This window comes from Arthrobacter sp. SLBN-112 (assembly GCF_006715225.1).
In the GTDB taxonomy this organism is placed as follows: domain Bacteria; phylum Actinomycetota; class Actinomycetes; order Actinomycetales; family Micrococcaceae; genus Arthrobacter.
Map to the genome: position 1 here is coordinate 1,469,872 of NZ_VFMU01000001.1, position 14,672 is coordinate 1,484,543.

At 66.3% G+C, this 14,672-nt stretch carries 13 protein-coding genes and 1 pseudogene; 4 read left to right on the top strand and 10 right to left on the bottom strand.

What is annotated here, in order from left to right; genetic code table 11:
* Window positions 1-50: 50 nt before the first annotated feature.
* The 8 genes from FBY33_RS06905 to FBY33_RS06940 form a co-directional block, all read right to left on the bottom strand.
* Window positions 51-1,121, bottom strand: coding sequence for a quercetin 2,3-dioxygenase (locus tag FBY33_RS06905; RefSeq protein ID WP_142029919.1), 1,071 nt, complete (start codon window positions 1,119-1,121; stop codon window positions 51-53).
* 127 nt (window positions 1,122-1,248) lie between these two features.
* A complete protein-coding gene (locus tag FBY33_RS06910; RefSeq protein ID WP_056337946.1) occupies window positions 1,249-1,548 on the bottom strand; it encodes a DUF4193 domain-containing protein in 300 nt (99 codons plus the stop codon).
* Between the two features lie 150 nt (window positions 1,549-1,698).
* Entirely contained in the window at window positions 1,699-3,582 is a 1,884-nt protein-coding gene (locus FBY33_RS06915) for a glycoside hydrolase family 15 protein (RefSeq protein WP_235010475.1), read from the bottom strand.
* Window positions 3,579-4,055, bottom strand: a complete 477-nt coding sequence (locus FBY33_RS06920; RefSeq protein WP_142029920.1) for a hypothetical protein — start codon at window positions 4,053-4,055, stop codon at window positions 3,579-3,581. The genes FBY33_RS06915 and FBY33_RS06920 overlap by 4 nt, the downstream gene beginning before the upstream one ends.
* Before the next feature lie 165 nt (window positions 4,056-4,220).
* Window positions 4,221-5,183 carry a carbohydrate kinase family protein gene (locus FBY33_RS06925; protein ID WP_142029921.1) on the bottom strand — a complete coding sequence of 321 codons (963 nt, stop codon included), beginning with the start codon at window positions 5,181-5,183 and terminating at the stop codon, window positions 4,221-4,223.
* A gap of 91 nt (window positions 5,184-5,274) precedes the next feature.
* Entirely contained in the window at window positions 5,275-6,069 is a 795-nt protein-coding gene (locus FBY33_RS06930; protein WP_142029923.1) for an ATP-binding cassette domain-containing protein, read from the bottom strand.
* Complete coding sequence (locus FBY33_RS06935) at window positions 6,066-7,112, bottom strand: ABC transporter permease (RefSeq protein WP_142029924.1); 1,047 nt, start codon at window positions 7,110-7,112, stop codon at window positions 6,066-6,068. Before FBY33_RS06935 ends, FBY33_RS06930 begins: the two co-directional genes overlap by 4 nt.
* A gap of 30 nt (window positions 7,113-7,142) precedes the next feature.
* Complete coding sequence (locus FBY33_RS06940) at window positions 7,143-8,219, bottom strand: substrate-binding domain-containing protein (RefSeq protein ID WP_442858346.1); 1,077 nt, start codon at window positions 8,217-8,219, stop codon at window positions 7,143-7,145.
* Between the two features lie 220 nt (window positions 8,220-8,439).
* On the opposite strand from FBY33_RS06940, the gene FBY33_RS06945 reads away from it, so the two are divergent.
* The 4 genes from FBY33_RS06945 to FBY33_RS06960 all read left to right on the top strand — a co-directional run bounded on the left by FBY33_RS06945 (window position 8,440) and on the right by FBY33_RS06960 (window position 11,658).
* Window positions 8,440-9,438: a LacI family DNA-binding transcriptional regulator gene (locus tag FBY33_RS06945; RefSeq protein WP_142032608.1), complete on the top strand. Its 999-nt coding sequence runs from the start codon at window positions 8,440-8,442 to the stop codon at window positions 9,436-9,438.
* A gap of 47 nt (window positions 9,439-9,485) precedes the next feature.
* Window positions 9,486-9,779: a putative quinol monooxygenase gene (locus FBY33_RS06950; protein WP_142029927.1), complete on the top strand. Its 294-nt coding sequence runs from the start codon at window positions 9,486-9,488 to the stop codon at window positions 9,777-9,779.
* Between the two features lie 158 nt (window positions 9,780-9,937).
* Entirely contained in the window at window positions 9,938-10,534 is a 597-nt protein-coding gene (locus FBY33_RS06955; RefSeq protein ID WP_142029929.1) for a TetR/AcrR family transcriptional regulator, read from the top strand.
* Entirely contained in the window at window positions 10,531-11,658 is a 1,128-nt protein-coding gene (locus tag FBY33_RS06960; RefSeq protein WP_200831333.1) for a DMT family transporter, read from the top strand. Before FBY33_RS06955 ends, FBY33_RS06960 begins: the two co-directional genes overlap by 4 nt.
* Here FBY33_RS06960 and FBY33_RS20615 read toward each other — a convergent pair.
* Window positions 11,614-11,793: pseudogene (locus tag FBY33_RS20615) on the bottom strand (DUF3040 domain-containing protein); the annotation flags it as partial. The gene FBY33_RS06960 and the pseudogene FBY33_RS20615 overlap by 45 nt on opposite strands.
* 158 nt (window positions 11,794-11,951) lie before the next feature.
* The gene (locus FBY33_RS06970; protein WP_142029932.1) at window positions 11,952-14,588 is read right to left on the bottom strand and encodes a glycoside hydrolase family 32 protein; all 2,637 of its coding nucleotides are present in this window, start codon (window positions 14,586-14,588) and stop codon (window positions 11,952-11,954) included.
* Between the last annotated feature and the right edge of the window lie 84 nt (window positions 14,589-14,672).

Here is a 14,672-nt window from a genome sequence, read left to right on the forward strand (position 1 = left end):
AAGGCCCGGATTTCCTTTCGGAAGTCCGGGCCTTTGGCTTGTTTCGAGTGTTACGGGATGTCCAGTGCTGCGCGGCGCTGCGGCGGCGGGCCCACCACTGTCAGGTCCATTTCGGCCTGGGCGCGGCCGAAGCCTTCCATATCCATGTAGGGTTCGCCGCCTTCGGTGTACATGTAGTCCCCAGTGGGCTGGTTGAAATACTCGAAGAACCCGTTGAAAACAGACGGGGTCAGGAAGCCCACCATCTGGGTGTTGTGGGCGTCGAACGCGAACGAGTGGATGGTCCCGGCGGGGGCGTGGACAAAGTCGCCCTTGGTCAGGAGCATCTCGCGGCCGTTGGCGTACAGCCACATGCGGCCCTCGGTGCAAAGGAAGTTTTCGGTGTGCTGCGAATGGAAATGCAGCGGAATGTAGGGGGACTTGGCTCCCTTGGTGTGCACGGCAAAGTAGTTGGAGTCCGTGTTCGCAGGGCGGGACAGGTACGTGAACATTGTCTGGTAGCTGACCAGCCGCTCACCCTCCCCGGCACTCAGGAAGTAGGGGCTCTGGGTAGGCGGAAGGCCGGCGTCGTGCTTGAACGACGGCGCCACGCGCTCCACGTCCGGGAAGGTGATGCCGAACTCGGCGCCCACCTCGGCCTGCTCCTGCAGGCTGGCCTGGTGTCCGGGGCGCACCGGCGGGACGTGCGAACCGATGGGCGTGCCCACGCGCTCGTAGTACTTTTCGGCGCCGCCGGGCGTCATCCAGTTCAGGAACCGGGTGTAGTGGCTGGCCATCCGGTAGGCGTGCGGGGTGTTCGGCGGGATGACCACGGAGTCGCCGGGAGTGAGGACCCTGCTCTCGCCGGGCAGCCAGACGTGCAGGATGCCGTCGAAGACGTAGAGGGTCTTGTGCTCGATGCTGTGGCTGACGAAGGGGGACTCGGCCCCCATGCCGCCGGAAATGTAGGCCGCGCTGAAGATGCCGCCCGTATCGGCGGCGCGGGCGATGACCGTCACCAGTTGGCCGTTGATTTCGTAGCGTGCGCCCTCGCCCGACGCCATGTAGTACGGGACCGCCTCTCCGGGCAGCACGTTGGCCGCCGGGAGCTGCTTGTTCATTTCCTCAACGCTGAGGGACATGGTTTCCTTCTTTCCAGTCGGCCGGCCTTTGCCGGAGCGTGACCTACATCATGGCTGTCCATCGCTCCGGCCACGAGTGCTGATTCCAATGGTTGAAACCCAAACGCGGCCGGCCGCCGTCCCCCTGCTAGCCCTCGCATTCCTTGCAGTACTTCTTGCCATCCTTCTCCCGCGCCAACTGGCTGCGGTGGTGGACCAGGAAGCAGGACATACAGGTGAATTCGTCGGCCTGTACCGGGACCACCTGGATGAGGAGTTCCTCGTTGGAGAGGTCCGCGCCGGGCAGCTCGAAGCTGTCCGCCAGGTCCGTTTCGTCCATGTCGGGAGCAGCCTCCCGGCGGGCGGACTTGTCGGACTTCAGCTCCTCCAGTGCCACGTTCGGCTCTTCCTCGGGTGTCACCCGCGGAGCGTCGTAGTCAACTGACATGTGGTGTGTTCTCCTGTCCAGCTGCTGATGTCCAGATTGTTCCGGACAGATCGACAACGCCGGACGCGGGCAACAAATTCCCGCGCCGGGCTGGATGTGGGCGATAGGCGGCCGTGGGCGGTGCGGCCGTTGGTTCCGGACCGATGGCGTTCATACGGAAGGGTTGTCGCGCAGCGCCAGTGCGGCCTGGACCATTGCGGCGTGGGTCAGGCATTGCGGATAGTTGCCCAGGAAGGTGCCGGAGGCGGGGTCCACTTCTTCACTGAAGAGGCCCAGCGGGGACGCCAGGTCCAGCAGCGCGCTGAAGGTTTCCAGTGCCTCGCTGGTCCGGCCGGTCATGGCCAGTGCCTGCACCAGCCAGAATGAACAGGGCAGGAAGGCGCCCTCGCCGCCCTCCAGGCCGTCCTGGCCCGGCGGGTACCGGTACAGCAGGGGCCCGCCGGCGCCCAGTTCCTTCCACACTTCGTCAACAGTTGCGCGGACCACCTCGGATGTGGGGTCCTCCAGCCCGATCAACGGAAGGACAAGCAGGGCGGCATCAAGGTCCGTGGATCCATAGGTCCGCGTGTAGCAGTTCCGGTCCGGGTCAACTCCTTTGCCCCGGATCTCAGTCCCCAGCTGGTCCAGGGCGGACTGCCAGCGCCGCCGCTGACGCTTGCCCAGGCGATGTGTGGCGCCGATCCGCAACGCCCGGTCCAGCGCGAGCCAGGCCATGAGTTTGGAGTGGACGTGGTGGGCTGCATCGGCCCGGATCTCCCAGATCCCGGCGTCCGGCGCGGACCAGGTGTCCGCCACCATGTCCGCGAACCCACGCATGGCCCGCCACGTCTCCGAATACAGCCGGTGCCCGCCCGCCACAAGCACCCAGGCTGCATCCAGCACCCAGCCGTAGCCGTCGAGCTGGTGCTGCCCGGCCGCGCCATTGCCCGTCCGCACCGGCACGCTTCCTGCATATCCGGGCCACCCGGCCAGGACGCGCTCCCGCGGCACCCGTCCGCCGGACAGCGTGAGCAGGGCCGGGAGCCGGGGCCGCTGGAGCCGGCTGGCATGCAGCAGCCACCCCAGGAAGCCCAGGGCTTCGTTCGTCTTCCCCGCGTGCAGGAATGCCGCCACGCCGATGCTGGCGTCCCGGGGCCACGCGAACCGGTAGTCCCAGTTCCGGATGCCGCCGGGATTCTCGGGCAGTGATGTGGTGGGGGCCGCCACCGGTGCGCCTGAAGGCGAATAGGTCAGCAGCCGCAGGGTCAGCAGGCTCCGCAGCACCTGTGGACGGAAGGGGATGCCGCCGTCCACCTCCGCAGCCCAGTCCTCCCACCGCTGCTCGTCACTGCACACCAGATCCCAGGCCGCTTCCGGATCCACGTGGATGAGCGGTTCCCCGTAGGCGACGGCGAGGACAAGTGTCACCGGCCGCCCGGGGTGCACCACCACCGTCTGCTGGTCGCCGGCCGGCAGCGGGCATCCCTCGCTGAAGCCCAGCGATACCGCGAGCGGGCCCCATTCACACACCAGGTCCTGGCCGCGCCTGCTGACCCGCGGTTGGCGGTGGTTTTCGCCGAGCCGCGGCGTGAAGCGGACGACGGCGGCTGCCGGACCGCCATGCGCGCTCAGCCGCCGGACGAAGAGCGTGGTGGGCAGGAGTGCCCCGGATACCTCGGCAACCATGGCCTCGGTCAACGTCAGCAGTCCACCGCCGGAGGACCATGTTGTTTCAAGCGTTGCGGTGTTGCCGCGGTAGCGCCGGCTTACCAGGTGCGCGGCTCCGGCGGGACCGGCCACGAACTGCCCCGCCTCCCGTCCGCCCAGCAGGGCGCCGAAGATGGGCTCGCCGTCGAACGCGGGGGCGCACATCCAATCCACTGAGCCCGTGGAGGAGACCAGGGCTGCGGTCCGGGTGTCACCAAGCAGGCCGTAGTCGGCGATCGGCGCGGGTTGCCAGGAATCCGCAGGGAAGGGTTCGACGGCGGCGCGCAGCTCCGGCGTGGTGTGCACCGTTCGTGCGGCCGGCCGCTTCGGTCCGGGCGCGGTTTTCACAGTGCCCTCAGCAGGAGGCCAAGAACCGCGCCGTACGCAACGTGGGCGAGGATGGCCACGGCCAGGGTCTGGATGCCGTAGTTCAGGCCAAGCAAGCCCGGCGGTTCCAGCACGGCAGTGCTGGAGGGGCCGGCCCGGGTAGATGCCATCCGCGGGTGCACGCCGGGCAGCAGCGGCAGGATGACGGTCAGTGCCACCCCCACGTGGAGCAGGCCCAGCAGTGCGCCGATCCACCAGGTGGCCCTGCCCAGGAGGGCGAAGGACGCGGCATAGCCGAGGGCGAAGACCTGGCCCACCGCGAGATGGATGAAGAACCCGGCAACACGGGCCCGGTCGGGATCAGGCGTCACCAGGGTGCCCAGCACCAGCGGCAGGTCCAGCCGGGTCAGGCCGGCCATCTGCGCCGCAATCATGATGAGCGTCAGGAGGGCGGTTGCCAGGAGGCCGAAGAGCCCCCAACCTTGCCAGTCCATCTCACGCCGCCCCACCCCGGAGCCGCTGGGCCGCGGAGATGGTTCCGGAGGGGAACTGCGGCCGAGTGGGCACTTTTACGTGGTTGAGCACTTCTATCGGGTTGAGCATTGGAGCCTCGCTCTAAAAATAAGTATCTTGAATTTAGAGCGAGGGTCCCGGGCATGTCAAGACACTTCTGCCAGCTCCTCCGGAAGTCCTGCCTCGAGTTCGGCGAGGCTGGGCGGGTTGGCCCCGGGCCTTCGGACGGTGATGGCCGCAGCGCGGGAGGCGAGGAGGCCAAGGTTCTCCACGGCGTCCCGGCCCAGGCCGTCGGTTCCCCTGGTCAGCAGTCCGTAAACCAGGGCGGCCATGTAGGAGTCGCCGGCGCCGATCGTATCGGCCACAACCGACGGCACGGACGGAAGGTGCAGGGTTTCCGGGCCGGTGGCCAGCAGTGAGCCTTCCGCGCCACGCGTGACCACCGCGAGCCGGGTGCCCAAGCGGAGGATGCGTCCGGCAGTGTCCTTGATGCTCCGGCCGGGGTACAGCCAGGCAGCATCCTCGTCGCTGAGCTTCACCACATCTGTCAGCGGGACCAGGTCCTCAAACAGCGCCACTGCTTCGCTGTGGCTGCCCAGCAGGGCGGGGCGGATATTGGGATCGTAGGTGACCATGCACTCGCGGTGCGACTGCTCCAAAAGTTCCCGTACCGCCGTCGCCCCCGGCGCCAGGAAGGTGGCGATGGAACCCGTGTGCAGAATCCGCGGCAGGAACGCCGGCGCCACCAGGGCCGGTTCCCACGCGATGTCGAAGTCATACGTCGCGGACCCGTCTGCGGCGATGGTGGCGGTAGCCGATGCGGTCCGGCCGGCTGACCATGAACCGGGCAGGAGTTCCACGCCGGCACGCGCCAGGTGCTCCTCGATTGCGTGTCCGCGCTGGTCCTCACCCAGTGAGGTGAGCAGCGCCGTGGGCACGCCCAGGCGGCCCAGGCCGTAGGCGACATTGGCTGGAGAGCCACCTGGATGTTCGGCGGTGCCGTTCTGGGTGGAGACGATGTCCACCAGGGCCTCGCCGATAACAACGACGTCGGGCCGCGCCCCGGGGATGGCGGTGCCGGATGGGTGGCGGAAGGGTTGCGGGCGCATGGGGTGCCTTTCATGGAACCGTCCGCGGACCCTTCCACTCGAGGAGTGGCAGGCCCGCGGACGGTGTGTTGGGGGTGGGTGGGATGTCCGGTCAGGCGGTTGCCGCGCCGGTCATGATGGCCACGGCGTCCGTCATGGAGTGGGACTGCGGGGTGATGGTGGCCGCGCACTTGCCCAGCCGCTGGATATGGATCCGGTCCGCGACGTCGAACACATGCGGCATGTTGTGGCTGATCAGGATGACGGGCAGCCCCCGGTCGCGCAGGTCCCGGACCAGCTGCAGGACCTGGTTCGATTCCCGCACGCCAAGGGCCGCCGTCGGCTCATCCAGGACCACCACTTTGGAACCGAAAGCCGCTGCGCGGGCCACCGCCACGGCTTGGCGCTGGCCCCCGGAGAGGTTCTCTACGGGCACCGTGACGTCCTGGAGGGTGGAGATGCCCAGCCGGGTCAGCTCTTCCTTGGCCTTGCGCCGCATGCCCTTGGTGTCCAACACCCGGAAGATGCTGCCTAACGGGCCGGCCACCCGTTCCTCGCGTCCCAGGAACAGGTTGGAGGCAACGTCCAGGGCCGGAGATACGGCGAGGTTCTGGTACACCGTTTCAATGCCGTGGGCCCGGGCGTCCTGCGGCCGCTTGAAGTGGACCTGTTCGCCGGAGACCAAAAGTTCACCCGAATCCGGGATCTCGGCGCCGGTAAGGCATTTGATCAGGGTGGATTTGCCGGCGCCGTTGTCGCCGATCACGGCAAGGACCTCGCCGGGGTAGAGGTCCAGGCTGACGCCGTCCAGGCCCACCACCTTGCCGAAGGTCTTGACGAGGTTTCGTGCCTGCAGGATGGGTTGGCGGACGTTTGTGCCGGCCGGCTCCACGGACGTGGCGGTCATGACTTCACCTTTCGGATCCACTGGTCGATGGACACAGCGAGGATGATAAGGACGCCCACGGCGAGGGTCTGATAGAGCACGTCCAGGCCGGCCAGGGAGAGTCCGTTGCGGAAGACGCCCACGATCAGTGCGCCCAGCAGCGAACCCCAGATGGAGCCGCGGCCGCCGAAGAGGCTGGTGCCGCCAATTACGACGGCGGTGATCGAGTCGAGGTTCAAGTCCACCCCGGCGTTGGGGCTGGCAGCGTTGGTGCGGCCGATCTGGATCCAGGCGCCGATGGCCAGCACCGCGCCGGCGGCGAGGTAGACGCTCATGAGGACCCGGTTGACGGGGATGCCGGCCAGGCGGGCAGCTTCCTTGTCGTCACCAACCGCGTACACGTGGCGGCCCCAGGCGGTCTTGCCCAGGATGAACGCGACGGCGACGTAGAGCAGGAGCATCATCACCACGCCGGTGGAGATCCGGACCGGGCCTACGGGGAAGGTGCTCCCGGTCCAGGTGAGCAGGCCGGGCATGCTGGAGCCGCGCACCGTGGAACCGCCCGAGTACAGCAGGGTCAGGGCGATGAAGATGTTGAGGGTTCCCAGTGTCACGATGAACGGCGGCAGCCGGAACCGGGTGACCAGGAACCCGTTCAGCGCGCCGGCGGCGAGGCCCACCACCAGGCCCAGGAGGAGGGCCAGCGGTCCGGGGACGCCACTGCCTACGGACAGTTGCGCCACCACCATGGACGCGAGGATCATTACTGCGCCGACGGAAAGGTCGATGCCGGCGGTGAGGATAATGAGGGTCTGGGCTATCGCCAGGGTTCCCACCACGGACACCTGCTGGGTGATCAGCGACAGGTTTTCGAAGCGCAGGAAGCGGTCATTGAGGAGGCCGAACACCACGACGGCGACAATCAGGACGATTGCCGGGCTGAGGGCCGGGTAGCGGTGCAGGATGTTCCGGATGCGGCTGAGCGGGGTCTGCCGGTCGAGGAATTCGCCGGCGAGGTCGGCCTGCCCGGCCGCGGGCGGTCCTGCAGTCTGTTGCTGGGTCACTGGTACTCCTGACATGGGTTGCCGGCCTGCTTACTTGCCCCAGCAGATATTGCCGGCGTCGGTGGTGGTGATGCTCTTGACGCCGTCAGCCGGCTTGTCTGTCACGAGTTCCACGCCTGTGTTGAAGAAGTCCAGGCCTTCGGAGTTGGCCGGCTTCTTGCCGGTCTTGGCCAGCTCCACAATGGCTTTCACGCCCATCTCGGCCATCTTCACCGGGTACTGCTGGGCAGTGGCACCGATGACGCCGGACTTGACGTTGTCCACGCCGCTGCAGCCGCCGTCGACCGAGACAATCAGGACGTCCTTCTCCTTGCCTGCGGACTTCAGGGCCTCGTAGGCCCCGGCTGCGGCTGGCTCGTTGATGGTGTACACGACGTTGATGTTGGGGTTCTTGGACAGCAGGGTTTCCATGCCCGTGCGGCCGCCGTCCTCGTTGCCGCCGGAGGCCTGGCTGCCAACGATCTCGTAGTCGCCGCTCTTGCCTCCGGTGTACTTGCCGGTTTTGGCCTCGTCGCCGTTCTTCTTCTTGTCCGCCGTATCGATGCCGAGCCCGGCCAGGAAACCCTGGTCGCGGTTGTAGTCAACGGATACAATCTTGTCGTCAAAGAGATCCAGCAGGGCGATCGTGGCCTTTTTGCCGCCGAGCTGTGAAGCCGTCCACTTACCGATGAGCTGGCCGGCGGCAAAGTTGTCCGTGGCGAAGGTGATGTCCGCAGCGTCTGCCGGGTCCGGCGGAGTATCCAGTGCGATGACGAACAGGCCGGCGTCCTTCGCTTTCTTCAGCGCGTCCACCACTGAGGGGCCGTTGGGGGTGATCAGGATGCCCTTGTCTCCCTTGGAGATGGCGTTCTCAATCGCCTGGATCTGCGTGTCTTCATCACCGTCTGCCTTGCCGGCTGCGAGCTTCAGGTCCACCCCGTCAGCCTCGGCTGCCTTCTTGGCGCCGTCCTGCATGGAGACGAAGAACGGGTTGGTGGTGGTTTTGACAATCAGGGAGACGCCCACCTTTCCGTCGCCGGCACCGCCGGTGCTGGAACCGGCGCTGGAGCTTCCGCCACAGCCGGTCAGGCTCAGGGTGCCAAGTGTCAGGACTGCGCCTGCGGCCATCAGGCGGCGGGCGGTGGAGCGGGAGCGAATGGAACTCATCTTTGAATCTCCTGTTTCTCAAGCACTTTTTCTCAAGCCGTGCTGGTCGATGACAACGATGTCAGGCATCATGTAATCAGCGTCACAGGGTAGAGTCAATAGAAATTCGATGATGAAGGACGATCTTGTGACAACGATGTCTAATCGTTACCTGGCGGACCCGGGCAAGGGCCGGCCCACCATGCGCCACGTTGCGGCACTGGCAGGAGTGGGCATCAAGACGGTGTCCCGGGTGATGAACGATGAGCCGGGAGTTTCGGAGGCAACCAGGCAGCGGGTCCTCGGCGCCTCCCAGCAGTTGAACTACCAGTTGGACATGGCTGCAGGCAGCCTTCGCCGTGCGGGGCGGCAGACACTCTCCATTGGGCTGTTGCTGCCAAGTGTTGCAAACCCCTTCAGCAGCGAGATCCACCGTGCCCTGGAGGATGCCATGACGGCCCGCGGCATTGCCGTGTTCGCGGCCAGCCTGGACGACGACCCGGACCGTGAGAAGGCGCTGGTGGCGGCCTTCCTGGGGCGGCGGGTGGACGGCCTGGTGCTGACCCCCATTGCCAGGAGCCAGGCCTATGCCATCCCGGAGCATTCCCGCGACCTGCCCATGGTGTTCATCGACCGGGAGCCTGTGGGGATCGACGCGGATGCTGTGGTGACGGACAACGCCGTCGGCGCCTCAACTGCTGCCGCGCACCTGCTGGCACATGGCCACACCAGGCTGGCCTACCTTGGCGACCGGACGGACATCCAGACGGCGCGCGAACGCCGCCGCGGCTTCATCGAGGAGCTCGGGCGCGCGGGGATTTCGACCACCACCATTCCCGTCCGGGAGGGCCTTCACGACGAGGAATCAGCCCGGCGGGCGGCCCTTGAACTGCTCCGCGGCGAAAACCCGCCCACCGCCATCTTCTCCAGCCAGAACCTCGTCACCTTCGGGGTGATGCGCGCCTTGAAGGAGTTGGGGCTCAGCCGCCAGGTGGCACTGGTGGGGTTCGACGACTTCACGCTGGCGGACATGATGGACCCCGGCGTCACGGTGATTGCCCAGCATCCGGACCGGATTGGAAAGCTTGCCGCTGAAAGGCTCCTGGCCAGGATCGACGGTGACAACCGGCCGCCCGGGACTTACGTCGTTCCGTCCGAACTTATTGAGCGGGGATCCGGGGAGATCCGGCCCCCGGAGTAAGTCCCGCAGTTTTGCCCACCCACCACCTACCAACCAAGGGGACAACCATGACCAAGACGCTCTACGCCGAATTCACCGTCAAGCCCGGCAGCGAAGACCGCGTTGCCGAGATGATGCGCGAGCTCACCGAGCATGTCCGCCGCGAGCCCGGCAATCAGCTCTTCCTGCCTTACACCCGTGAAAGCAACCCGCGCGAGTATTTCGTTTTCGAGGTTTACGGGGACGACGCTGCATTCCAGGAGCACATCACGGCCGACTACGGTGCACGGTTCAACGGCGAGCTGGCGCAGCATATCGAAGAGGATGGTTCCGTCCTGACCTGGCTGCAGCCAGTGCACTAAGGAGCCAGCGCACTAAGGAGCCAGCGCACTAAGGAGCCAGCGCACTAAGGAGCCGGTGCGCCAAGGAGCCGGTGCGCCAAGGGCCGCGGCCGGAAGGTTGGCGCAGGACCGTGTTTCTTGTAGGTAGACTGGTCTACCTACAAGAAACGGGGTTCATTGTGGCCACTCCAAGCGTTTCCGTCCCACCCCGGCGCCCGGCGCGCCAGCTGCTGCTTGATTCCGCGGCCCGCCTCTTTTACGCCCAGGGCGTGACCGCCACCGGCATCGACACCATCACGTCGGAAGCAGGAGTGGCGAAGAAGAGCCTGTACAACAACTTCGCTTCGAAGGCCGAGCTGGTGACGGCCTACCTGGAAGTACGCCATGGTGAATGGCTGGCCCTCTACTCGAAGAGGATGGAAACCGCGGCGAGCGCCGGCGACGGCGTATTGGCCGTCTTCGATGCCTACCTGGACCATGCCAACTTCGCCTACGTCCATGGTTTCCGCGGCTGCGGACTCCTCAATGCGGCAGCGGAACTTCCCGCGGGCCACCCCGGGAGACTTGCCGTCCGGCAGCACAAGGAAGAGGTGGAAGGCCTGCTGGCACAACATCTGGTTGAGCTGCTGCCGGACGAGCAGGAACGGGCAGCGGAACTTGCCCGGCACCTGTCCTTCCTGCTGGAGGGTGCCATGGCCAGGGCAGGGCTCGAAGGCCAGGACGCGAGGCTCAAGGACGCCCGCGCCATCGCTGCCAGGATGCTGGCAGGCCTGTGACAACGCAGCGAAGCCAAGCAAACGCGCCGCTGTGGGGCGCATTGTTCGTGGCTGCGGCGTCAATCCTCTGGGGGACCACGGGGACCGCGGCCACTTTTGCTCCGGCGGTGAGCCCGCTTGCCATCGGAGCCGCCGCCATGGGTGTGGGCGGACTCCTGCAGGCAGTCTATGCCGCCCGGCACATTGCGTCCCAGGGCCCGGGCCTGCTGGAACGGGGGCGGCTGGTTACCGTGGCGGCGGCAGCCGTTGCCGTTTACCCCCTTGCCTTCTACAGCTCCATGCATCTTTCGGGAGTAGCGGTGGGAACGGTGGTCTCCATCGGTTCAGCCCCGATCGTGGCGGCATTGATCGAGAGGTTTGCGGACCGGAAGCCCCTCACCCGCCGGTGGATCGTCGGGGCAGTGCTGGGAGTTGCCGGCGCCGGGCTTCTGTCCTTTGCCGGCCACAGCCCTGCAGGCCATAACCCGGCAGCCTCCGAACCTGCCGGTTCGTGGGCCACCACCGCCGGCATCCTCCTGGGACTGGTGGCCGGCGGCACGTACGCGCTCTATTCCTGGGCCTCGCACCGCCTGATTGCCACCGGTATTTCGTCGAGGGCAGCCATGGGAACGGTTTTCGGGTTCGGAGGGCTGTTGCTGATGCCGGTGCTTGCCGCAACGGGAGGACCGCTGCTCCAGTCATGGACCAACTTCTCCGTGGGCGCCTACATGGCCGTCGTCCCGATGTTCATCGGGTACGTCCTGTTCGGCTGGGGACTGGCCCGGATCCGGGCGAGCGCGGCCACCAGCATTTCCCTGCTGGAAACGGTAGTGGCCGCGGTCCTCGCGGTGCTGGTGGTGGGGGAGCGCCTCCCGGCACTTGGCTGGCTTGGCGCCGCCGTCGTCCTGGTGAGCCTTTTCATTCTGACGCCAGGCACCGGCAGAACCCGCGGCCGTGGCCCGGCCAGGACGGCACGCCCGTCAGCCCGTGGGCTGTTCCCGGCGCCGCAGCCTGTCCAGGAAGGGCCGGTTCAGGAGCAGGCAGGCGCCCAGCCCCAGCAGCAGGATACCCAGGACGACGGCGGCAGGTGCCTGGCTGCCGATTCCCGCGATGATGAGCACCAGCGCAATCAGGCAAACGGCTAAGCCAGAGAAAAGGCCTGCCGGAAAGCGGCGGGCCGGGTAACCGGAGAGCAGCTCCATGGCCAGGTGGGGATCATCGGCGATAAGCCCCAGTTCAAGCTCCTTGAGCAGCCTCCGCTCCTCTTCGGACATTGGCATTGCATGCCCCTGGATTCCATGAGACGCGGGTGTCGGTATTGACCGTAGGAGTGTTGTCTCAGTTAGTCAAGGGTGTCCGGTGTGGGCGGTAACGACGGCCGGAAAGCCCTGTGCGGCGGCGGGGGGCTGCTCCCTTCCCCGCCGCCTCAACCGGCTTCCTACTTGTGGCCCTTCACCGGCCTGGACAGCGTGGTGAACATGGCCTGGTCCAACGGGGTGACGGTGACGGACTTGAGGATGGCGGTGCCGCCGTCGGCAAAAACCGCCACGTCTCCGGCACCGTCTGCCGGGAACACCTGGTCCGTGATGGTGCGGCGTCCATTCTGGGCGAAGACCTCCACCGAGGACCGGTCCACGTAGATGCGCAGCGTGATGTTGCCGTTGGCATCGGGCAGCACGGGGGCGGCATCAACCGAGGTGAACAGCGGATGGAAGGCGGTGTTCCCGGAGTTGCTGCGGTCAACGTACACTTCGCCGGTTGTGGCGTCGTAGCCGATCACGGTGGAGGTGGTGCCGTGCCCAAGGACGGAGATGCCGGCCCTGGACGCCGTTCCGGGCGAGAAGGTCAGGTCAATCCGCTGAACCTGGCCGGCTGCCGCCTGGGGCAGGGCGGTGGTGCCGGGGGCAATGCTGCGGGCGGTCTTTTCCTGGTAGGCGGGCTTCCCGGCCAGATCGTCCACCTGTTTGACAGGCTTCTGCACCAGTCGCGGGCCGTCAGCCGTTTCGGTCAGCCCCACCTCGCGCGGCAGGGACATGGCACTGCGCCATGGAGAGGTGGGAATGCTGTTGGCATAGTCCCAGTTGTTCATCCAGCCCAGCATGATCCGCTTGTCCTGTGGCATGTTGGCAAAGGATACGGCGGCGTAATAGTCCCGGCCGTAGTCCAGCCAGTCGTATGTCTGCAGGCGAGGGGTAGCCGGTTTGGCGGATGCAATGAATTCGTCGGCAAGGATATGCCCCCAGCCGAAGCGGTTGTTGTCCACGATCCGTATGCTTGCCGCCCGGCCTTTGAACTCGGCGACGTTCCAGGACGCCCAGTCCAGCACCTCGCTGTTGGCGCCGGTGGCGGTCCGGACCACATGGCCGTCCACCACCAAATTCACGGTGGTTTCGTCCGAGCGCGGGACGGCAGCCTGGTCCGTCAGCATCACGTGGTCAAGCGTCAGGTGGCCCCAGCCCCCGGTGGCCTGGTCCACGATCCGCAGCTGCGCCGTCCGGCCGGCAAATTCGGAGACGTCCCATCCCTTCCAGTTGAGCTGTCCGCTGTCATCTCCGGCGAGTGAACGGACCACCTGGCCGTCGACCACGAGTTGGGCCTCGAGGGTCTGTCCGGACCCGGCGGTACGGGAGCCCCCGCCCACCAGCAGGCTGATGAAGTTGCGGTTGAGGGTGAACGACGGCGAGGTCAGGGTTCCCTGCCGGTCGTCGCCAGGTGCGCCGCCGGTTTCGAACGTATTGATCCGTTTGGCTCCAATGTAGAAGTCGCCCCCGGCCGTGGCGGGCTGGAACACCGGTGCGAGGTCCCCGGTGCCGGTCCAGCCGGCGTCGGCCAGTGTGGTTCCGTCCGGAACTTCAAAGCCGTCGAACAGCAGGTCACCGGGTGGGGGAGTGTTGTCCAGCTTGTCCGAGATTCGCGGGTGCTGGCCTCCGCCCACCAGGAAGTTGAGATAGTCACTGGTGAGCGTGAACTCCGGCGAGGCCAGGGACCCCACCGGCCAGTCGCCGTCGTTGAACGAGTTGGCCAGGCCGGTGCCGGCGAATCCGGTCACAGTATTTTGGCCCGGCAGTGTGCCGGGGGCGGGAACACCGCCGAATGGCCCGTTCTTCCAGTTGCCTGGCTCATTGCTGACGGTCCAGCCGTTGTAGGTGCCGTCGTTGAAGCCGGCCACGGGGGTCCCTGGGGGCAGGGCATCGCTGGCCTTGGTGGATTCCGAGGTGAAGGTGGTGCCGTCGAAGTTGCCTACGAAGTACTGGCCCGCAGACCCTCCGGCCACGCCGCCGGGGTTGACGTTCACCACCATGACCCACTTGATGTTGGCCGGATCCCCATCCACCGCAAGCGGAAACAGGTCCGGGCATTCCCACAGGCCTCCGGTGGCGTTGGCAGGGCCGAACTCGCTGAGCAGTCCCCAGTCCTTGAGGTTGGTGGATTTGTAGAGCAGGACCTTGTGGTCGGTGGCTTCGACGGCGGCCATCACCCAATACCCTCCGCCGCCGGGAGTCTCGAACCAGAAGACCTTGGGGTCGCGGAAGTTGGCGGAGTTGCGGTTCAGGACTGGGTTGGCGCTGTACTTGGTCCACGTCTGGCCGTCGTCCAGGCTGTATGCGAGGGACTGTGCCTGAAGCCCCCGATACGGGGAAGCGTCCTTGTAGGCGCTGGTAAATACGGCCACCAGCGGAGGGTTCTCCGGAGTTCCAAAGCCCGAGGTGTTGTTCTTGTCCACCACCACGCTGCCGGAGAAAATGTCCTGCTGGTCATCAGTGGCAATGGCCAGCGGCTGCTCTTTCCAGTGCGTGAGGTCGGTGGAGGTGGCGTGGCCCCAGGACATGTTGCCCCAGGTGTTGCCGGAAGGATTGTGCTGGTAATAGAGGTGGTAGACCCCTTTGTGGAACACCATCCCGTTGGGATCGTTCATCCAGTTCTGGTACGGGGTGAAGTGGATTGCCGGCCGGTAAGGCTCGCCGCCCGGCTGTGCGTCCAAGCCGGACGCCGTGGCCTGGACGGGCCCGGCTCCTGCGAGTGCCGCCGCCAGCGAGAACCCGGCCAGGGTCAGCATTGCGCTTCCCTGTTTCATTCTTAGTGCAGTGGGTTTCATGTGTGGGTCGCCCTTCATCGCGCGTCTTGTCATATTGACAACGTTGTCAGTGACAGGAACGCT